A 20,595-nucleotide genomic window follows, 5' to 3' on the forward strand; every position below is an offset into this window, starting at 1 on the left:
CTTCGCTGATCGAAACCAGCGCCGCCCGCCGATCCCCAGCCTCACCCTGCCGGTTGGAGAGGTTGTTCATCCCGGCGCGGGGCGGGGCCGCGCGCGTCTCGAGATCGGTCACGGGCCCGATTATCGACCCGGGGCGGAACCGGACGGCCGTCCGGGGCGTGGTCGACCGAGAGGGGAGTGGCGTACGCCACATCGTTCCGCTGAGCCCGTGAGAGGTCCGCCACTCGGCTCCGGCGCGGACTCGCGTACTCTGACGTGTCACTCGCTTTTCGTAAGCGCGGGCCGGAGACCACCGCTCCTCTCCGGCCGAGTCGCGGGGGCGTCCCCCACCCCGTGAGCCCGCCGATCGCGAGGGAACATCTGGGAGGTACGTGCATGTCCGGGACGACCACGGCCGCCGCTGCGCTGCGCCGTCGGGCCGCCGGGGCCGGTGCCAACCGCTGGGTGGTTCTCGTCGTCCTCTGCGTCAGCCTGCTGCTGGTCGCCGTCGACGCCACCGTGCTGCACGTGGCGGTCCCCGCCGTCACGGAGGACCTGAAGCCCGGCGGGATAGAGCTGCTCTGGATCGTCGACGTCTACCCACTGGTCTGCGCCTCGCTGCTGATCCTGTTCGGCACGCTGGGCGACCGCGTGGGCCGAAGAAGGATCCTGCTCCTCGGGTACGCGCTGTTCGGCGTCGCCTCAGGGGTGGCGGCCCTGGCCGACAACGCCCAGGTACTGATCGCGGCGAGGGCGCTGCTCGGCGTGGGCGGCGCGATGATCATGCCCGCGACCCTGTCGATCCTGCGGCAGGTCTTCCCCGACCGGCGCGAGCGGGCGCTGGCGATCGGCATCTGGAGTGCCGTGGCCGCGGTCGGCGCGGCGGTCGGGCCGCTGCTCGGCGGTTTCCTGCTGGAGCACTTCTGGTGGGGTTCGGTCTTCCTCGTCAACATTCCGTTGATGCTGGTCAGTCTCCCGGTGGGGCGGCTGCTGCTGCCTGAGTCGAAGGGGGACGGGGAGGGCCCCTGGGACGTCGTCGGCGCGCTGATGGCGGCGGCCGGGCTGTTCGGCGTGGTGCTGGGCGTCAAGCGGCTCGGTGGCGGCGAGTCGTTGGGGAGTCTGCTCACCGTGCCGCCGCTGGTGGTGGGCGTGCTGCTGCTGGTCGGCTTCGTACGGCGGCAGCGGCGGCGGACGCATCCGCTGGTGGACCTGAAGATGTTCGCGCGGCCGGCGTTCAGCACGTCCGTCGGGTGCATCGTGCTGGCGATGCTCGCGCTGGTCGGTCTGGAGCTGATCGCGGCGCAGTACCTCCAGCTGGTGCTCGGCCTCTCTCCGCTGGAGACGGGGCTGCGGCTGCTGCCGCTGACGTTCGCCGCGATGGCGGCCGGGCTGGCGGGGGCGCGGATGCTCCGGCGGTTCGGGCCGCGGCGGATGGTGTGTTTCGGGTTCTGTCTGACGGCGTTCGCGGTGGTGCTGCTGACCGCGATGGGCCGGACGGACGACTGTGCGCTGATGGTGGCCTCCTTCGTGCTGCTGGGCTTCGGGCTGGAGACCACGCTGTTCGGGGCGTACGAGTCGATGCTGAGCGAGGCGCCTCAGGATCAGGCCGGTGGGGCGGCGGCGATCGGGGAGACGTCGTATCAGCTGGGGGCGGGGATCGGGATCGCGCTGCTCGGCACCGTGATGAACGCGGCGTACGCCCCGGGGCTGTCCGGTGTGCCGGGTGTTCCGGCGTCGGCTTCCGCTTCGGCGGGGCATTCGCTGGGGGAGGCGTACGAGGTCGCCGGGCGGCTGGGCGGGAGTGCCGGGGTCGCTCTGCGGCATGCCGCCCGGGACGCGTTCGTGCACGGGCTGCATGTGACGTTGCTCGTGAGCGCGGGGTTGTTGCTGCTGGGGGCGGTGATGGCGTTGCGGTTGCCGCGGGTCATGCAGTGCGAGGAGGCCGGCGCCGCGGTGGAGGTGCCTGCGCAGAGGGACGCCGCGGAGTCGCGGGTCTCTGTGTAGTCCTCTCCCACCCACCCACGCACCACCCGTAACGGTCCGATCGAGGGACCCGGGTCGCCCGTGGGGGTGGCGCGCGGTGTTGGTGCGCCGCCGTGGCGGTGTCTCGCAGGGGTGTTCCGGCTTCGCTGAGCCGTGCCGCGGCGATCGGCCGTCAGGGTGAGACCCGCGGACGCCGACGGTGCTTCGCCCCCACTGGCGACCTCGACCCGTGAAGTTGGCAGCTACGGGTGGTGCGCGGGTGGGTGGAGGTCGTAGCGTCTTGGTTAGCAGTGCTAGTTAAAGAGCCTCGGAGGGTGTCGTCATGTCCGTGTCGTCCAAGCTGCCCCCCTTCGACCCCGTCGACCCCCTCGGCCTCGACGACCTGCTGGAGCCGGAGGACCTCGGGATCAGGGACACCGTGCGGGCCTGGGCCGCGGACCGGGTGCTGCCGTATGTCGCCGAGTGGTACGAGAAGGGCGAGCTGCCGGGCATTCGGGACCTCGCCCGGGAGCTCGGCGGGATCGGAGCCCTCGGGATGTCCCTCGACGGCTACGGGTGCGCCGGCGCGTCCGCCGTGCAGTACGGGTTGGCGTGTCTCGAGCTGGAGGCCGCCGACTCCGGGATCCGGTCCCTCGTCTCCGTGCAGGGCTCCCTCGCCATGTACGCGATCCACCGGTTCGGCAGCGAGGAGCAGAAGCAGCAGTGGCTGCCCCGTATGGCCGCCGGCGACGTCATCGGCTGCTTCGGGCTCACCGAGCCCGACCACGGCTCCGACCCCGCCTCCATGCGGACGCACGCCAAGCGCGACGGCACCGACTGGGTGCTCAGCGGCCGCAAGATGTGGATCACCAACGGGTCTGTCGCCGGCGTCGCGGTCGTGTGGGCGCAGACCGAGGACGGGATCCGCGGGTTCGTCGTGCCGACCGACAGCGCAGGGTTCTCCGCACCCGAGATCAAGCACAAGTGGTCCCTGCGGGCCTCCGTCACCAGCGAGCTCGTCCTCGACGACGTACGGCTGCCCGCCGACGCCGTCCTGCCGGAGGGCACCGGCCTGCGCGGGCCGCTCAGCTGTCTCTCGCACGCCCGGTACGGGATCATCTGGGGCGCCATGGGTGCCGCTCGCAGCAGCTTCGAGGCCGCGGTCGACTACGCGAAGTCGCGGGAGCAGTTCGGGCGGCCCATCGGCGGCTTCCAGCTCACCCAGGCCAAACTCGCCGACATGGCGGTCGAACTGCACAAGGGAATTCTGCTCGCCCATCATCTGGGGCGGCGTATGGATGCCGGCCGCCTGCGTCCCGAGCAGGTCAGCTTCGGCAAGCTCAACAACGTACGGGAGGCGATCGAGATCTGCCGTACGGCCCGCACCATCCTCGGGGCGAACGGGATCTCCCTCGAATACCCCGTGATGCGGCACGCGACCAACCTCGAGTCGGTGCTCACCTACGAGGGCACCGTCGAGATGCACCAGCTCGTGCTGGGCAAGGCGCTCACCGGGCTCGACGCCTTCCGGTGAACCCCGCGCGGAGGCAGGGCCGGTGAGCGGCCCTGCCTCAGCTCTGGTTGAAGAAGCCGTCCGTGCGGTGCCCGTTCGGGTCGCCGTTCACGATCTCCGTGTTGGCGGGGGTCAGCAGGAACACGCGGGTCGACACCCGCTCGATGGAGCCGCGCAGGCCGAAGATCAGCCCGGCCGCGAAGTCCACCACACGCTTGGCGTCGGCGGCGTCCATGGCCGTGAGGTTCATGATGACCGGCACGCCTTCCCGGAACAGCTCGCCGATGGCGCGCGCGTCCCGGAAACTGTCCGGGGTCACCGTGCCGATGCGGCGGCCCTTCTCCTCGGCGACGTCCGAGGCCACCTTGACGCGCGGATCGGTGACCCAGGCGTCCCCGGGCTCGGTCCCGTCGGAGTAGTCGTCGTCGTAGTAACGCTCGTCTTCGTTGTCGTCGACGAGGCCAAGCCAGGCACTTGCCTTGCGTACCGATCCCATGGACGCCTCCTCTCACAGCGGTCTTTCTGCTTTCCGCATCCCTATGGTCGTCCATGATGCGGATGGCGCGCCAAGTGGATAGACGCCGCGCGGGGGGTTTGTGACGGTACTGGTGCACAGCGAATCCGTCGAGAGTCCGTGTGTCCCAAGGGTCGTTTCCCAAACGGCTGCTGACTGTGAGTGAAATATGATTCTTCCCGGCGTACGGGTGACGGCCGGGGCGTACGGGTGAACCCGTCGGCCGGTACGATGCCGCAGCTCAGCGTCGTGATGAAGCTCGGGGGAACGTCGTGTTCGGAATCGTCAGGCCTTGCCGGCACCGGCTCGGAGAGAAGTACACGAGCCAGTGGATGGCGCATTTGTGCGGACTGTGTCTCACACTGCGGGGTGACCACGGACAGTTCGCTCGAATAGTGACGAACTATGACGGGCTGCTCATATCAATTTTGACGGAGGCTCAGGCGGGGCTCGGCGGAGCCGGGCGGCGTACGGCCGGACCGTGCCCGCTGCGCGGCATGCGCACCGCCTCCGTCGCACAGGGCGAGGGCGCCCGTCTGGCGGCGGCCGTCTCCCTTGTACTGGCCTCGGCGAAGGTGCGCGACCACGTCACCGACGGCGACGGGGTGTTGGCCCGCAGGCCGGTGGCGCGTGCCGCCCGCCGGGTCGCCGCGAGCTGGGACGTGGCAGGCGCCCGTACCGGCACGGCCGTCGGGTTCGACACCGCCGTCCTGGTCGACGCCGTGGACCGGCAGGGCGGCATCGAGGCGCTCGCCGGGTTCGGGACGCCGATCCTGACGGTCACCGAACCGACCGAGACCGCCACCGCCGCCGCCTTCGCGCACACGGCCGTCCTGGCCGGCCGGCCGCACAACGCCGGGCCGCTCGCCGAAGCGGGGCGGCTCTTCGGACGGCTGGCCCACCTGCTGGACGCCGTGGAGGACCTGCACGCTGACGCCGTGTCAGGCGCCTGGAACCCGATCGCCGCGACCGGCACCTCCCTGGTGGAGGCCCGGCGGCTCGCCGACGACGCGGTGGCCGGAGTGCGGCTCGCGCTGCGCGACGCCGAGTTCGACGATCCCGTGCTCGTACATCTGCTCCTCGTGCACGAACTGCGTCGTTCGGTGGACCGGGCGTTCGGCACGGTGCCGGTGTGCGCGTCGCACCAGGGCGGCGGGCCGTACCAGCCGGGTCCGTACGGGCCGGGTCCGTACGGGCAGCAGCCGCCCCAGGGCCCGTACGCCCAGGGGCCCGGCTCCCCGCAGAACCCGTACGCGGGTGGCGGCGGAAATCCGTACGCCGGCGGCGGAGGAGCGTACGGCGGCGGTGGGTTCGGCGAGGGCGCCCCGGCGCCGCAACCGCCCCGGGGGCGGCGCGGGTTCTGGGCCGGCTGCGGGATGTTCTGGCTGCTGTGCTGTACCTGCAAGCTGTGCTGCGCCGAGGAGTACGAGGGGCCGTGGTCCCGGAAGGAGCGCGAGGGCTGCTGCCGGGACTGCGACTGCGACGGCTGCGACTGCTGCTGCCCCTGCGACGGATGCTGACGCCCCGGAGCGTGCAGGGGCGGGGGAGCGGGCGCCGGCGTGGCAGGAGCGTGGAGACGCTCTGGTAAAGGACTTCCAAAGGCCGACGGCCGAAAGGCCCTCTTGCGCCTACCGGCCGTTCGGCCGAATACTCCCCCTCAGCGCTTGTCAGGGGCACGGCGTGTTCGGAAACCGAACAGCCGGTCCCAGGCTGCGCCTCACGGGCCCGAAACCCCACGAGGGCCCCCGACTTCCTTTGTGGAGGAACGAAAAGTGAGGATCAAGCGCACCACCCCTCGCAGCGGCATTTCGAGACGGACCCGGCTGATCGCCGTCTCCACCGGCCTCGTTGCCGCTGCCGCGATCGCGATCCCCAGCGCGAACGCGTCCGACACCCCCACCACCTTCAGCGCCGCGGAGCTCAAGAGCGCCAGCGGCTCGCTGCTGAAGGCCGACATCCCGGGCACCGCCTGGGCCGTCGACAGCAAGAGCAACCGCGTGCTCCTGACCGTGGACAGCACGGTCACCCAGGCCGAGATAGCGAAGATCAAGCAGCAGGCCGGCGGCAACGCCGACGCGCTCACGATCAAGCGCACCCCCGGCAAGTTCAACAAGCTCATCCAGGGCGGCGACGCCATCTATGCGAGTAGCTGGCGCTGCTCCCTCGGCTTCAACGTCCAGAACAGCAGCGGCCAGCAGTTCCTCCTGACCGCCGGCCACTGCACCGACGGCGCGGGCACCTGGTACTCCAACTCCGGCCGCACCACGGTCATCGGCTCGACCGCCGGCTCCAGCTTCCCGGGCAACGACTACGGGCTCGTGCGCTACAGCGGCTCCGTCAGCAGGCCCGGCACCGCGAACGGCGTGGACATCACTCGCGCGGCCACCCCGAGCGTGGGCACCACCGTCATCCGCGACGGCTCCACGACCGGTACGCACAGCGGCCGTGTCACCGCCCTCAACGCCACCGTCAACTACGGTGGCGGCGACGTCGTCTCCGGCCTGATCCAGACCACCGTCTGCGCGGAGCCCGGTGACTCCGGCGGTTCGCTCTACGGCAGCAACGGCACCGCGTACGGTCTGACCTCCGGCGGCAGCGGTAACTGCACCTCCGGTGGTACGACGTTCTTCCAGCCCGTCACAGAGGCCCTGAGCGCCTACGGCGTCAGCGTGTACTAGGCCCCGTCGGGCAGCAGTTCGCAGCGTTTTGTGCCCCCGCACGTACTTCGTGCGGGGGCTTTCCTGTTTGGTGGGTATTGATGTGATGGGTGGAGATTTCGCGGAGATATGGAGAGGGGGTGTCAGTACCCCTTTTGGTGCTGCTGGTTGAGGTCGGCCGAGGGGGCGCTTTTCGGCCATGGGTGAACCTCGCAGAGTGCGCACACATTACTCACGCGTAATGTTTGCAGTGTGAACGCACGGGAGTCGGGTCCGATTTGACCGTGGACGGTCACTATGAGGGGGCGTGCGGCCCGTCATCTACGCGCGTCCTGAACTCGACCTTGTGTGCTCCCCGTTGTCCTCGGAATAGTGGGCGCTCGTCAACGAAGCCTTCCGGTTCGCGAGGTCCCCACAACCTCCCGGGCCGTCCCCCCACAGGAGGACAGAAGTTGAAGCACCGACGCATATCCAGGCGGCGTGCAGCCGTGGCAGGTGGCGGAATAGTCGCGCTGGTCGCCGCGGGAGTCACCTTGCAGTCCGCGAACGCGAGCGAGACGCCTGAGGCCTCCGCGCCCAAGACCCTGTCGGTCGCGGCGGCCGGAAAGCTCGCCTCGACGCTGGCCCAGGACCTGGGCGGCGACGCGGCGGGTACGTACTACGACACCAAGAGCAAGAGTCTCGTGGTGAACGTGCTCGACGAGGCCGCCGCGGATGCCGTGGAGAAGGCCGGAGCCAAGGCGAGAGTCGTGGCGAACTCGCTCGCCGAACTCAAGAGCGCCCGCAGCACGCTGAAGGCGGACGCGACGATCCCGGGCACCTCCTGGGTCACCGACCCGACGACCAACAAGGTCGTCGTGACCGCGGACCGTACGGTGTCCAAGGCGGAGTGGTCGACGCTGACGAAGGTCGTCGACGGGCTGGGTGCGAAGGCCGAGCTCCAGCGCACGAAGGGGGAGTACAAGCCCTTCGTCGCCGGCGGTGACGCCATCACCGGTGGCAGTGGCCGCTGCTCGCTCGGCTTCAACGTGGTCAAGGGCGGAGAACCGTTTTTCCTGACCGCCGGGCACTGCACCGAGTCCATCTCGACGTGGTCCGACTCCAGCGGCAAGAAGATCGGGACCAACGCGGACTCCAGCTTCCCGGACAACGACTACGGGCTGGTCAAGTACACCGCGGAGGTGGCTCACCCGAGTGAGGTGAACCTCTACAACGGGTCGGCGCAGAAGATCACGGGTGCGGCCGACGCGACCGTCGGTATGAAGGTCACGCGGAGCGGGTCGACGACGCAGGTGCACGACGGGAAGGTCACGGGGCTGGACGCCACCGTGAACTACGGCAACGGCGACATCGTGAACGGTCTGATCCAGACCGACGTGTGCGCGGAGCCGGGGGACAGCGGTGGGTCGCTGTTCTCGGGTGACAAGGCGGTCGGGCTCACGTCCGGTGGTAGCGGGGACTGCACCTCGGGTGGGGAGACGTTCTTCCAGCCGGTGACCGAGGCGCTGTCGGCGACCGGGACCGAGATCGGCTGACGCACGGCTTTCCGGAGTCCCGCCCCTTGTGTGAGGGGCGGGGCTTTTGCGTGGGCGTCGCCTGCCCGTCTCGTCGTGGGCCGGGTCGCGTCGGGGTGTCCGTCATCGGGACGGTGTGATGCGGCCGGACGCCGGCTGACTTGGCGGCGCGGAATTGAATCAACCCAGGTCAGAGTTGCCCCCGCCGTTCTGAAGATCGAGAGCAAGGAACACGACACCGATTACGCGGTTGTCAGTCCCACTCCAAACCAGAAGCACGCCCTGGGAGCTCCCCGCCACGGCCAGCAGCGGGGAGCTCCTCTCAGTACGTCTGTGTCCGAACGATCAGGGACGGAGACCGGAGGAGCATCAATCTCATCGCGGCGATGCCCCAGGGTGTGGTTACCTCCACCGCCAAGGGGTGGCTCACCGGATGGGCAGGGGCATCAGTTTGCGGCGATCGTGTGTCCCACAAGACGACTTGAGCCAAAGGGGTAGCAGTGGATCGTCCCGTAGAGCACGCTCTCGCGCGCCGCACGTTACTGGCCGGCACAGCGGCAGCCAGTGCGGGAATGGTGTGGGGAGGCATGGGGAAGGCCGTCGCGGGTGGGTGGAGAGAGCCGGTGAAGCAGGCGGCGGTGGCCGCCGAGGCGGCGCGTCTGGACCGCGTGCTGATTCAGCTGCGGCGGGACATCCATCGGCACCCTGAGGCTCCGGGGCAGGAACAGCGCACGGCCGCTGTGGTGGCCCGCGAGCTGCGGGCGGCGGGACTGGACGTCACCACCGGAGTGGGCGGCCACGGAGTCGTCGGGGTCCTGCAGGGCTCGCGTCCCGGCCGGACCGTTGCCTACCGGGCGGACATGGACGCGGTTCCGCCCAAAGACATCGTCGGAGGAGGTCCCGCGCCGGCTCATCTCTGCGGACACGACGTCCACACCACGGTGAGTATCGGCGTCGCCCGGGTACTGGCGCGGCTACGGCGGCAACTGAGCGGAAGGGTAGTTTTCCTTTTCCAGCCTGCGGAGGAGACGCTGTCCGGTGCCCGCGCACTGATCGACTCCGGTGTGCTGGAGCGCGAGGACGTCGAGGAAATCCATGCGCTGCACTGCGGACCGTTCCCAGTCGGCCGGTTCGCCGTGACCCCGGGCTACGGGATGCCAGGCCAGGACAAGGCGGAAGTGACCCTGTCCGGACCGGACGCACTCGATGCCGCGCGGCGCTTGGCTGTCGATATCAACGCGCTCGCAACCGTGGCCCTACCGCAGACCCCGGCGGACCTGGAGCGGATCATTGCTGAGGCCCAGACGCCCGACGGGCCGCTGACCCGGTTCGTAGCCGTCCGGGCAACAGCCCAGGAGGCCAAGGTGAGCGTGTCCTATCGCTGCTGGCCGCAGGAGCGGTACGCAGAGGTACGCGACAACATTCGTCGATTGGCCATGCCATATGCGGGGGCCGGGGTGCGCTTCCCCGCTGAGCCGTTCCCGGCCATGGTCTGCCCAGAACGCGACGCCCGCCTGCTCGCACGCCACCTGCGCCGCACCGCCGGCCAGGACAAGGTCACCGAGCTCTGTGCCGCCTTCCCGCCCTTCAGCGGCGAGGACTTCGCCCTCTTCCTGGACCGGATCCCCGGTACGTACACCTTCCTCGGTGTCCATGCCCCTGGCACACCCATCACAACGAGCTATCCGCACTACCCCGACTTCTCCCCGGATGAGCGCGCCATCGGCGTCGGCGTGCGGGCGATGGCGGGCTGGATCGCGGAGCGCACCCACAGGCGCGCAGAGCCTGCCAGGCGGACCCAGCCAGCGCCGACCGGCTGACCTGCCGGCGATGCCATCAAGCCCATCCCGCGAATGCCGGGGGCTCAGCCCTCTGCAGTCACCGGCTTCCTTCCTTGTCCCATGGCACCGAGGTGCGCCTTGCGCCCGTGGCGGTCCCGGCGTACTGGAAAGGCCCCACCTTCACACGGGACCCAGAAGTGGCGTCACTCCTGGAGGCGCAGGCCGACCGCAGGCTCCACGCCCGTGCAGCACCGAGCCGGAGAAGCTCGTCCGGATCACCGGTACAACTCGATGAGCTCCTTCGTCCGGGTGCGTCGCGGGCGGCCTCGCAACTGGCCATACTGGTGGTTGAGTTGTCGGTCCTGGACTAGTCGACGGGGATGTGATGGCGAGGAGCACGGGCACGACGCGGAACGTCGCCCTCTTCGCGACGGCCGCGACGGTCCTGGTCGCTGTGGGTGGCGCGGGTGCCGTACTCGTTCCCGTGCACGGCGCTGCGGCGCTCGGTCTGTGGCTGCTCGGCGGCTGGCTGGTGATCGCGGCGGCCGCCGTGTGGTGCGCTGAGGCGGCCGTCGCCCGCGTCCGGCGCAGCCGCCAGGCCACTCGTCAGGGAAAAACCCGGACGCTGCACCTGTACACGACCGGGACCCTGGCGACGGCCTTCGTGGGCGAACTGACCCTGATCATCGCCAGGCTGATCCGCAGCCAGGAGGACGCGACGGCCTGGGCGGCCGGAGGTCTCTTCCTCGCGCTGCTGGGCGCGGCGTCCTGGCGCGCTGCCAACATCAGCGACCGCTACGGCTCGGCCAGTGGTCACACCCCGTCCGACAACATCCTCACCATTGCTCCCTTCGCCCTGGCCGAGGCGTGCGGCGCCTGGCTCACCGCTCGCTTCGCGGCCGAGGGGCTCCTGTGGGCGGGCTGGGCCCTTGGCGGCGCGATGGTGGCGCTGGCCGCGGGTTTCTGGCTGTCCGATTCGCAGGACTGGTCGGCCGAAGACAGGTACCTGAAGGTGTTCGGGGCCGCCGGGGCCCTGGGCGCGGTCGGTGTGGTAGCGGGGTTCGCGCTGCGAGGCGAGGCCGTGGCCGCCTGGTGGGCGGGCGGTGTCGTGGTGGGCGTTCCGCTGCTCGTCGTCGGTGCGCTCTCCCTCACCTCCGCCCTCCGCCGAAGGACCGCCGGCCGTCGCGGCCGAACGGCTCCGCCCGGGGCGCAGCTCGCCGGGATCCTGGTCCCGCTGGCCAGTGTCGCGTGGGCGATGTCCCACGGAGAGCCGTGGAGCGCGGCGGACTCCAGCGAACGGCTGCTGCGGGTCGGCTGGCTGGCCGTGGCCGGCGCCGTTCTGCTGCTGGTGCAGAACGGCGTACTGCTGTGGACGGGCACCGGACCGTCGGGGGGCTGGACGGCCGAACTGGCCCGGCACGTAAGGGGGCTGGCGCAGGAGGAGACCGGGCCTCCGAGACGTCCGGACCGCTCCGGCCGACTGTCACGCGGGCATGGGTACGGGCCTGGGTGGTCCTCCCCGGAGGGAGAGTGGGACTGGGAGCGGGAGCAGGCCTGGGAACGCGAGCGGGAGCAGCTCCGGGAGCGCGAGCGGGAATGGGAGCGGGAACAGGAGTGGCAGCGGGAGCAGACCCGGGAGCGCCGCTTGCGCGAACTGGACTCCACTCCGGACAGCGTCCCCACCTGGTGGCGGCGTCTCGCACAGCCCCTCCGGTCCGCCGCCGTGATCGAACTCCACCGGCGTACGGCCCTGGCCACCGGCCTCGCCATCGACGAGGTCTGGCCCCGGATCGCCCTGGTCGCCTCCGACGAGGTCCTGCGACAGGTGCGGCGCGGGGAGCGGGGCATCCTCGTCTGGCGGATCACCATCGCCGCGGCCCTGAGCACGGCGGGTGCCTGGCTGCTCATCGGGATCACCGGCTTCGGCGGTTTCCGCTACACGGACTGGCGGGCCGCCCCGCTCGTCTGGGGGCCGCTGCTCGTGGCGGCGATAGCGCTGATGCAGGCGCGCAGGTTGCTGGCCGAGGTGAACCAAGCCAAGGCGGACGCGGTCGAGGTCTACCGGTACGACCTGGCAAAGCGCATGCACATCACCCTGCCGCCGGACCCCTCGGGCCCGTACATGATCCGGCTGGCCGGCGCGCTGAGCGGTGACGAGCCCCCGCACCGATCCGGGTGGCACCGGCCGCAGGAGCCAGAGCTTCCCGACGGCGCCCGGCTCGACGAACTCGCCGACCTCGTGGCGCTACGGGTGCGGAGCGGCGTACGCGCCGAGGTACGCCAAGCGGTCCGGGAGAGGTACACCTCACTCGACCCGCGGTTCCCGGCCGGCGCCACCGGCGCGGACCTCGACCTGACCGCCCTCGCCCGGGAAGTCGCCGACCGGGCGGCCGGTCCCGTCGCCGAAGGACTGAAGAACCATCTGACGGAACTCCACCGGCAGTTCGAGCGGGACGTCCGAGCCGCGATCCACTCCTCGGTGAAGGAGTCCGTGGCCGGCCCCGCCCTGTCGAACTTCGTCGGCTACCTCGCGATCGAGCTGGACCGCGGGCAGCAGGACGTACGGGCCGACGGCGGCGCGGTCACGGCACCGGCGGGACAGCGTGTGAAGCTGTTCGTCTCCGTCGTGCGCGACCCACGCGCCCGTGACCTCCCGTCGGTCGTCGAGAGCCCCCCGGGCCGGGACTTCTTCGTCTTCGAGCCGGTACGCGTCGAGGGCGGCAGGGACTCCCGTACGGTGTCCTTCGACGCCATGGCCGACAGTTCGACGCTTACACCCCTGCCACAACGCCGGAACCTCCTCGTCGAGAACGAGCAGCAGACCGCTTTCGAATTCCGGCTGCCCGAGGAGGAGGGTGGCCACGAGGTGTGGTTCCAGCTCTACCAGGCGGGCCACCTCGTCCAGGTCGTCGCCCTCAAGGTAGAGGTACAGGCCCCGGCAGGCGCGACAGGCGACGCATGAACGAGGCACGGCCGCCGGACGTCTCCGTACGCGTCCTGACCACCGACGAGGCGATCCGGCTGGAGTTCACCGCCGGGCGCCCCGGCGTCGCGCCCGTGCGCGCCACTCTGCTCGGCAGCGACGCGCTGCTCAGGGTCCGCCAGGAACTGGACCGGGGGCTGACCCGCCTCAAGGACGAACTCACCGCGTTCGACGTCGAGGACAAGGACCTCAACCGGGTCTTCCAGAGTTTGCACGGCCTCGGCCGCACCCTGCTCTTCATCCTCTTCGGCGGACAGCAGGCCGTCCTCAAGGAACTCCAGGCGTTCTGGAACAACGCCCTGCCGTACGGCATGAACCCCGAACTGCCGCCCCCGCTCGTCGAGTGCGTCGGCAGCCGGGACGGCTTCCTGCCCCTGGAGTTCCTTCCGCTGTTCCGGATGTTCCCAGGCGCGCCCATCGAGACCCCGGACGACTTCATCACCGCCTGCCGGACCCTCGTCGGCTTCTCGTGCGTGGTGCGCCGGGCCATGTTGCCCGCCCCGGTCCACGGCGGCCTTACCCTGCACACCGGCCCGCAGGGCCGGGTCCCCGCCCGCTACCTGTACTACGAGCACCTCGAAGGAGCCGTCGAGGAACTGGCCTGGTTCAGCGGTGCCGGAAGCGCGCACATCGACCTCGAAGGCCCGTACCCCGACGGCGCGGAGCGCGGACCGGGCCTGGCCGAGCAGATTTTCGACCCCCGGCTTCTCCTCGACGGCACCCGGCGCGAACGGCCCGACCAAGTACAGCACTTCGCCTGCCACTGCTACACGCGCTCGGACGACACACTCGCCTCCGAGATCGAACTCAGCGGAGCGGGACACCACTCGCGCACCACGCTGGGCGCCCTCGGAGCGGACCTCGTGGCCCTCGGCGCCAGCCAGGACCTGCGAGACTTCGACCTGCCGCTGGTGATGATGAACGCATGCGGGTCCGGTCGGATGCGCGCCCCGGGAGCTCCGTCGTTCCCGTACCTCTTCCTGATGAACGGCAACCGCGGCTTCATCGGCGCCGAGACCGAGATCCCCGACGACATCGCCGCCGCGTTTTCCACGGCGCTGTACGAACGCTTTCTCGTCCGCAGGATCCCGCTGGGCAGAGCACTCCTCGAATCCCGCCTGCACCTCTTGTACAAGCTGCGCAACCCGCTCGGCCTCACGTATGCCGCCTACGCCGATCCTGGCCTGCATGTCCGCCCGACACCCGAGGAGAGACCCCGTGCCTCAGCCCCAGCCCACCCCTGACCCCGCGAAGACGATCAGCGTCCTCGGCTTGGAGGACACCGACTCGGGTCGCACCGACCGGCTGACCCTGCGACGCCTTGAAGAATGGCGGGCCGCCCGCACCGAGATCCCCGCCGAGGAACTCCGCTCCCGCCTCGGCGACTTCGTCATGACGATGCACGACGTGATCGCCTCGCTGCCTCAGCGAGCGGGCGAGTTCCAGCTGAACGAGGTGACGTTCAGCGCGGAGGTGAGCGCGAAGGGAACGGTGTCCCTGCTCGGGTCCGGCGGTGAACTGGCAGGGCAGGCGGGGATCACCTTCACCTTCACCCGAGGCTGAACCGTCCTCCGGCAGATGCCACGGCATGGGCACGGAGTCAGGCGGCACTCCGCTTCTTGCTGCGGCGTCCTGCGGGGGCGAAAGCCTTTGAATGCCCAGTTCGGTGAGGTTCTTGCCGCTCAGGGCTCATCGCGGAGCATCTCGCGGCTCCGTTCGGCTGCCAGTCGCGCGGCAGCAAAGCCGGAGGCGATCGCGGACCGCAGCCCCGAGGGCCGGGAGAGGTAAGCGCCGGAAAGATATAGACCGTGTCGTGCGAGGTGGCCGATTGCCTCCTTCAGATGCGCGGCCGTCTCCGCAGTCGTTTCCGGAACACCGTGTGGGAAGACGTCCACCACTCGGTCCGCGATCGTCGGCAGCGGCCCGCAGACCCTGCCCAGCAGATCGACCGCGAGATCAGCGAGTTCCTGATGACGCATGGCGTGCGAAGAGGTGAGCCGCAGGCTGCATCGGACAACATTGGCGCTCGTTCCGGGGCTGTCGAACTTTCGGTCGACGAAGGTCACCGCAACCAGTGGGCTGAGTTCCGGCGCTCCGACGAGGATTCCGGTGACCCCTGGTGCGAGCGGGCGCATCCCAGCGTCGAACCGGAACGTCACTGTCGCGGAAGCTCGATAGCGCACACAGGACAACGGTGCTGCGGCGGAGGTGTCTGCGAGCAGTCGCCCGGCGACCGGTGCTGGAACGGCACTGATCACCGAGCGCGCCGAGAGTCTCACCGAGCCGTCCTCGTTCAGAAGATGCCAGCGGTCGGCGACCGGAACAATCCGCGCGACAGGGCTGCGCAGGCTGATCAGCGATGAGAGTTCCTCGCCCAGCCGTTCTGCCAGCCGGGCGGTACCACCGGCCAGCCCCCAGGCATGTCGACCTGTTCGGCTACGGCGCGGCAGGCTTGGATCGAACGAAGACTGCCGTACGGGCGAAAGCAAGGAATCGGCAGCGCGGCTCGTGACGGCCGACCGAACAGCCCGTCCGAGTGGCTCGTCGGCGCCAGGGCGTTGAAGGAAACGGCCCACGACCGCATGCGCGGCAGCTGATGCGGCGGCAGGCGGGGACACGTATCCATGGCGTAGGACTTCGCGTACTAGTGGTCCTGTGTCGGACCAGCGCGGCACCTGTCGCAGTTGGCCGTTCGTGAAAATGCGAACCTCGGGTGCCGCCGGCGCGATCTTGTGCTCGGCCAGTCCGAGATCTTGCAGAAGAGCGGCCAACTCGGACGAGCCGCCCCCGACTGTCTGCGCGCCGGTGTCCACTGGGATATCTCCGACTAACGCCCGCCGAAGGTTACCTCCCACCCTGTCGGCCGCCTCCAACACTCGGACGGAGACTTCCGGCAGGCTGGAGCGCAGCGCGTAGGCCGCGCACAGGCCGGCTATGCCGGCCCCTACGATGACGACATCGGCTGCATCGTTGGTTGACATCATCCCTCACACCACAGATCGAGACGCCTGCCCAGCATGTGTGGCTCCGTCCTTTCCGGGGGAGCGGTGAATCCGCTGAGCATCATAGGGACCCCGAGGACACTCCCTATCAGTTCAGCTGTCTCCAAAGCGGTCAGCAGCTGGTCATGGGAGGTGCCGCCTTCACCCGATGCCGCGAGGTCGACCATGTCGCAGTACCCGGCCGTACGGAGCGCGCCGAGCCAGGTCAAGAGCGGTTTCGTGGCGCCCCGAGCAGGTGGTTCGCCGGTGGAGGCGAGCCGGGTACGCACCGCTACCGGGCGCCCGCCGAGGTCCGCAGCACCCAGCTGGGCCAGCAACCGTGCCGCATGATCCTCTACCGGCTCTGCGGGGTGTGGCCCACCATCGAGCACCACCAGTTCGGGAGCATCGACTGCGTCCCAATCCCGGACGTCGTTCAGAGCGCCCACATCCAGGAGGATCGCGCGGACCGCGCCCGGGTACGCGGACGGCTTCGGCTTCGCCCGGTCGGTGCTGATCACCAGTCCGAATTCCGTCCCGTCGTCCACGCGTCGGGAGTCCGGGGTAAGGGAAATCGCTCGGCGGTTGCGGATCTTGACGTTCCTGATGAACAGTGGGAGGCCGAAAACACCGCCCCCCTCGTCGTCGGCATCGGCGGTGAACTCTTTCAACGCATGCTGGACGAGGGGTTGTGCGGTGAGCTCCAGTTCACGGACGTCAGGGTGTGCCGTCCGGCCGAGCAGCGCCATGGTGAACTGCGCCGGCGGCTTCTCCGCATACGCTGGAATGTTCTCGAACCAGCGCATGCTGCGTGCACCGGCGGACTGCAGATCCCCGACGGCCCGCAGGCGCCGGCGCTGGTATGCGTCCAGGGCATCACCCATTTCGGTGTGCTGAGCCAAGGAGCGGGCCAGGTAGAAGCCGTCCTCCAACGCCAGTCTCGTTCCGGACCCCACCGAGTAGTGCACGGTGTGGGCGGCATCCCCGATGACCACGACGTTGCCGTGTACGAATCTGTCGAGACGGACTTCGGGGAAGTGCGCCCAACGAGGTTCACCGTTGGCCTCGAGGACATGTCCCTGCAGGTGCTCTTCGAAGACCGAGGACCAGTGGGCGAGGTCCACCTCCTGAGCGCAGGGCGTCGGCCCGGTGCCGGCGATCTCGACGACGAATGTGCTGAGGTCGTCCCCGTGCGGGTAACCGTGACCGATGACCACGGTGTCGCCGCTCTGCTCGATGATGAAGGTCATGGCGTCGAAGCGGGCCCGAGTACCGAGCCACAGGAATCTCGACCGTCCGTAGGTGGTCCGTGCTCCGAGGCCGGCTGCGAACATCTGCCGGGTCTTGCTGTGGGCACCGTCGGCCGCGATGATCAGATCCGCACTCAGCTCATCGAGATCGACCGGGGTCTCATAATGTAGTTCGACTCCCAGATCGACGGCTCGGCGAGCCAGTTGGCCGAGGAGACGGTGACGGCTCACCGCCCTGTAGCCGTGGCCGGGTATGCGGTACCTCCGGTCGCGGCGGCGAACCTCGACGTCCTGCCAACTGGTCTGCTCCGCGAGCAGCGCGTCGAGGTGGGGGGCCATGTACTGGATCGCGCGTGCCGCGACATCGGAGAACACCACACCGTATCCGTAGGTGACGTGCTTCGGTGCTCGCTCGTACACCACGACATGGTGGTCGGGCCGTGTGCGTTTGATCTCGGCGGCCGCGAACAAGCCGGCGGGCCCGGCACCGATGCAGGCCACAGACATCGGTTTCAACTCGTCCTCGCTGCGACGGCCTCGTCGATGTGGCGGCTGACAAGGACCCTGCGCAGGATCTTGCCCGCCGGATTGCGGGGGATCTCGTCGACCAGCTTCACCAGCTTGGGCTGCTTGTAGGAGGCCAGGCGGTCGGCCAGAAACCGCTGGATGTCCACCGGTGAAAGAACGGCGCCCGCCCGGGCGACGACGAAGGCGACCGGCACCTCTCCCCAGTCCGCGTCCGGGACTCCCGCGACGGCCACGTCGTGCACGTCGGGGATCTCCCCGATCACGCTCTCCAACTCGGCGGGAAAGACGTTCTGGCCACCGCGCTTGATGAGATCCTTCTTGCGCGCCTTGAGGTGGATGTACCCGTTCTCGTCCATGTGGCCCACGTCGCCTGTGCGCACCCAGCCATCGACGATGATCTCCGCCGTCTCCGTGGGGTCGGAGGCATAGTGCGACATCCGGCCGATCGCCAGTACGCAGACCTCACCCATCTCTCCGCTCGGTACCGGCTGGTTGTGCTCATCATGGATCTCGACCCTGATGCCGGGCACGCCGCGTCCCGATGACTCAAGGGGAGCGCCCGGTGCCGCCGGGGAGCTTGCGGTGAGCCAGGTCGCGATGGTGCCCCCGGCCTCGGTCATCCCGTAGACGTTGCGGAAGTCGCAGCCGAAGGCATGCATCGCGTCCGCCAGCAGGTCCGGGTTTATCGGGGATGCACCGAAGAGGATCTCGCGGAGGTTGCTCTGGACGGTGGTGTCCTTGCCGACCGCCATCATCAGGAACCGCAGCACCTGCGGCACCAGCCAGACGTGGGTGATCTCCCGGCGCTCCAGTTCACGCAGGACGGCGCGCGGCTGGAACTCCCGCATCAGGCAGAGGGTCGCACCCGCGGCCAGGTAGTGCATGGTGAAGGTGATGCTGCCGTGGGTCAATGAGTTCAGGTTGAGCAGCCGCACCCGGTCGTCGGCCTCGACCGCGGCCAGCCAGGATAGCGACATCTGCCGCAGTGCGCCCGCGGTGTGCACGACCCCCTTGGGTTTCCCGGTCGTTCCGGAGGTGAGGAGGACGGCGTACGGATCGTCCAGCCGCGCGGCCGGCGGTGACGCCGGCACCTCGGCGGTCAGCAGCGCCTGGAACTCCTCGGTGTCGAAGACGATCTGCTGGTGGCCGCCCAGTCCGAGCCGTGCCACCGGGCGCTGCTCGCCGAGGACGTGCTTGACCTCCAGGCGCTCGGCGACCTCGTGGAACTCCGCCGCCGACATGGCGTGGTTGACCGGTACGAAGGGCGCCCCTAGGTGGGCCAGCGCGAAGTAGCTGACGACGACCTCGACCCGGTTGCGGGAGTAGACGGCGACCCGGTCCCCGTGCTTGACACCCAGGCCGCCCAGGTGGGCGGCGACCGCGTGCGCGGCCCGTCGCAACTCCCGCCAGGTTAACTGCTTTTCGCCTTCGACAACGGCGGGCGCGTCCGGTCGCTGCTGGCAGTGCCGGTCAAGGATCTCACTGAGCCACATGGTTCCGTCCGGTGATCTCGCGCAGCGTCTCGACCGCCTCGAAGACGTCGACGTGCGATACGTAGAGGGCATTGAGGCCGAACCGGAGCAGGTTCGGCGGGCGTACATCCCCGATGACGCCGCGGCCGATCAGCGTGTCCATGAGCGAGGGCGCGCTGTCGTGACTGATCGTCACCTGGCTGCCGCGGCGGTGCGGCTCGCGGGGGGTGACGAGTTCGAATCCACGGCCGGTGAGGCGCTCATCGACACAGGAGATGAAGAACTCACTGAGGGACAGGCTCTTGGCTCGGACGTCCTGCATACTGACGCCCTCGAAGGCGTCGAGTGCCGCGTCGAGCGCGATGAGCGAGAGCATGTGCGGTGAGCCGATGCGGGCCCGGGAGATTCCGGGAGCCGGCTGGTACTCGGCCGCCATGCCGAACGGCCGAACGTGCCCGTGCCACCCCGTCAGCGGCTGGTCGAGCACGGCGTGATGCCGCCGGGCGACATAGATGTAGGCGGGGGCGCCCGGGCCGCCGGAGAGGTACTTGTAGCCGCAGCCGACCGCGAAGTCCACCTTGTGCTCGTCCACCGCCAGCGGCATGGCGCCGGCGGCGTGGCACAGATCCCAGACCACCACGGCGCCGACGGCGTGCGCGGCGGCGGTCAGATCCTGGATGTCCCACAGGTCGCCGGTGCGGAAGTCGACGGCGCCGGCGGCGACCACCGCAACCTGCTCGCCGTAGGCCTGGATGTGGTCAGCCAGTTCGGTCATCGGGACGCTGTGCAGCTCCAGCCCGAGCATACGGGCGACGGATGCCGCCAGATAACGGTCGGTGGAGAAGCCGTCGCCGTCGACCAGCATGACCCGCCGGTCGGGGCGGAGGCGGGCCGCAGCCGTCAGCGAGTTGAAGAGCTGTACCGAGGTGGTCTCGCCGGCCACGGTCTGGTCGGCGGCGGCCCCCAGCAGCCGCCCGATCCGGTCACCGACCCGGTTCGGAGCGTCCCACCATCCGTCATCGGTCCACACCCGGATCAGGTGGTTTCCCCACTGCTCGGCAACTGCCTTCTGCACAGCCGCGGGAACGCCTGCAGGCAGTGCGCCCAGCGAGTTCCCGTCCAGATAAACAACGCCTTCCGGGAGTAAGAACTTACTTCGCCGGTCGGCGATCGGATCGGAATCGTCTAACTGCTTGGCCAGTTCACGGCTCGGCATATGGCACGCCCCCCAGGGAATTGCGAGTAATCACCTACAACCGGTCACAGTTCTCCCCGGATGTAGCGCCCGGCAGCATACCCCACGGTCGGCCATTCAATCGCCCCCGACCAAGGCCGGATTGGGATGCTTGACACTGCAGCAACCGGGGGCTACCTTCTGGTAGTGATCTTGGGCTTGCGCCTTTCCCTTGTACGATATTTCGGATTGCCTGACCGTTTCGCCCGTGATTAGGGTTTCGTCGG

The 20,595-nt window shown here is 69.3% G+C and carries 14 protein-coding genes; 9 read left to right on the plus strand and 5 right to left on the minus strand.

The features are described 5' to 3' along the window. The first annotated feature begins 375 nt into the window (after positions 1-375). Both ABZ016_RS35770 and ABZ016_RS35775 read left to right on the plus strand, forming a co-directional pair. A complete protein-coding gene (locus ABZ016_RS35770; protein WP_356920886.1) occupies positions 376-1,983 on the plus strand; it encodes an MFS transporter in 1,608 nt (535 codons plus the stop codon). A gap of 301 nt (positions 1,984-2,284) precedes the next feature. Next, positions 2,285-3,475, plus strand: coding sequence for an acyl-CoA dehydrogenase family protein (locus tag ABZ016_RS35775; RefSeq protein WP_356920887.1), 1,191 nt, complete (start codon positions 2,285-2,287; stop codon positions 3,473-3,475). A 37-nt stretch (positions 3,476-3,512) separates the two neighbouring features. On the opposite strand, the gene ABZ016_RS35780 is transcribed toward ABZ016_RS35775, so the two are convergent. Further along, positions 3,513-3,950, minus strand: a complete 438-nt coding sequence (locus ABZ016_RS35780) for a cell division protein SepF (RefSeq protein ID WP_356920888.1) — start codon at positions 3,948-3,950, stop codon at positions 3,513-3,515. 290 nt (positions 3,951-4,240) lie between these two features. On the opposite strand from ABZ016_RS35780, the gene ABZ016_RS35785 reads away from it, so the two are divergent. The 7 genes from ABZ016_RS35785 to ABZ016_RS35815 all read left to right on the plus strand — a co-directional run bounded on the left by ABZ016_RS35785 (position 4,241) and on the right by ABZ016_RS35815 (position 14,466). Beyond that, the gene (locus tag ABZ016_RS35785) at positions 4,241-5,488 is read left to right on the plus strand and encodes a DUF5685 family protein (RefSeq protein WP_356920889.1); all 1,248 of its coding nucleotides are present in this window, start codon (positions 4,241-4,243) and stop codon (positions 5,486-5,488) included. A gap of 252 nt (positions 5,489-5,740) precedes the next feature. Further along, positions 5,741-6,646, plus strand: coding sequence for a S1 family peptidase (locus tag ABZ016_RS35790; protein ID WP_356920890.1), 906 nt, complete (start codon positions 5,741-5,743; stop codon positions 6,644-6,646). 431 nt (positions 6,647-7,077) lie between these two features. After that, positions 7,078-8,160 (plus strand): S1 family peptidase, encoded by a 1,083-nt coding sequence (locus ABZ016_RS35795; protein ID WP_356920891.1) that lies wholly within the window; start codon positions 7,078-7,080, stop codon positions 8,158-8,160. A 602-nt stretch (positions 8,161-8,762) separates the two neighbouring features. After that, positions 8,763-9,959: an amidohydrolase gene (locus tag ABZ016_RS35800; protein ID WP_356920892.1), complete on the plus strand. Its 1,197-nt coding sequence runs from the start codon at positions 8,763-8,765 to the stop codon at positions 9,957-9,959. Between the two features lie 346 nt (positions 9,960-10,305). Beyond that, positions 10,306-12,882 carry a hypothetical protein gene (locus ABZ016_RS35805; RefSeq protein WP_356920893.1) on the plus strand — a complete coding sequence of 859 codons (2,577 nt, stop codon included), beginning with the start codon at positions 10,306-10,308 and terminating at the stop codon, positions 12,880-12,882. Further along, positions 12,879-14,147 carry a CHAT domain-containing protein gene (locus ABZ016_RS35810; RefSeq protein ID WP_356920894.1) on the plus strand — a complete coding sequence of 423 codons (1,269 nt, stop codon included), beginning with the start codon at positions 12,879-12,881 and terminating at the stop codon, positions 14,145-14,147. The genes ABZ016_RS35805 and ABZ016_RS35810 overlap by 4 nt, the downstream gene beginning before the upstream one ends. Continuing rightward, positions 14,122-14,466, plus strand: coding sequence for a hypothetical protein (locus tag ABZ016_RS35815; RefSeq protein WP_356920895.1), 345 nt, complete (start codon positions 14,122-14,124; stop codon positions 14,464-14,466). The genes ABZ016_RS35810 and ABZ016_RS35815 overlap by 26 nt, the downstream gene beginning before the upstream one ends. A 119-nt stretch (positions 14,467-14,585) precedes the next feature. On the opposite strand, the gene ABZ016_RS35820 is transcribed toward ABZ016_RS35815, so the two are convergent. From ABZ016_RS35820 to kynU, 4 genes are read right to left on the minus strand one after another with little or no spacing between them, the layout of a single operon-like run. Continuing rightward, on the minus strand, positions 14,586-15,887 hold the full coding sequence (locus ABZ016_RS35820) for an FAD-dependent oxidoreductase (RefSeq protein WP_356920896.1): 1,302 nt from the start codon (positions 15,885-15,887) through the stop codon (positions 14,586-14,588). Continuing rightward, entirely contained in the window at positions 15,884-17,635 is a 1,752-nt protein-coding gene (locus ABZ016_RS35825; RefSeq protein WP_356920897.1) for an FAD-dependent monooxygenase, read from the minus strand. Before ABZ016_RS35825 ends, ABZ016_RS35820 begins: the two co-directional genes overlap by 4 nt. A gap of 11 nt (positions 17,636-17,646) precedes the next feature. Continuing rightward, on the minus strand, positions 17,647-19,155 hold the full coding sequence (locus tag ABZ016_RS35830; RefSeq protein ID WP_356920898.1) for an AMP-binding protein: 1,509 nt from the start codon (positions 19,153-19,155) through the stop codon (positions 17,647-17,649). Further along, positions 19,142-20,350 (minus strand): kynureninase, encoded by a 1,209-nt coding sequence (kynU, locus tag ABZ016_RS35835; protein WP_356920899.1) that lies wholly within the window; start codon positions 20,348-20,350, stop codon positions 19,142-19,144. The genes ABZ016_RS35830 and kynU overlap by 14 nt, the downstream gene beginning before the upstream one ends. Positions 20,351-20,595 lie beyond the last annotated feature (245 nt).

It is taken from the genome of Streptomyces sp. NPDC006372 (assembly GCF_040612515.1).
In the GTDB taxonomy this organism is placed as follows: Bacteria; Actinomycetota; Actinomycetes; order Streptomycetales; family Streptomycetaceae; genus Streptomyces.

Coding starts and splice junctions, on each gene's coding strand:
- ABZ016_RS35770 (WP_356920886.1), top strand. CDS start 376: ATGTCCGGGACGACCACGGCCGCCGCTGCGCTGCGCCGTCGGGCCGCC.
- ABZ016_RS35775 (WP_356920887.1), top strand. CDS start 2,285: ATGTCCGTGTCGTCCAAGCTGCCCCCCTTCGACCCCGTCGACCCCCTC.
- ABZ016_RS35780 (WP_356920888.1), bottom strand. CDS start 3,950: ATGGGATCGGTACGCAAGGCAAGTGCCTGGCTTGGCCTCGTCGACGAC.
- ABZ016_RS35805 (WP_356920893.1), top strand. CDS start 10,306: ATGGCGAGGAGCACGGGCACGACGCGGAACGTCGCCCTCTTCGCGACG.
- ABZ016_RS35810 (WP_356920894.1), top strand. CDS start 12,879: ATGAACGAGGCACGGCCGCCGGACGTCTCCGTACGCGTCCTGACCACC.
- ABZ016_RS35820 (WP_356920896.1), bottom strand. CDS start 15,887: ATGATGTCAACCAACGATGCAGCCGATGTCGTCATCGTAGGGGCCGGC.
- ABZ016_RS35830 (WP_356920898.1), bottom strand. CDS start 19,155: ATGTGGCTCAGTGAGATCCTTGACCGGCACTGCCAGCAGCGACCGGAC.
- kynU (WP_356920899.1), bottom strand. CDS start 20,350: ATGCCGAGCCGTGAACTGGCCAAGCAGTTAGACGATTCCGATCCGATC.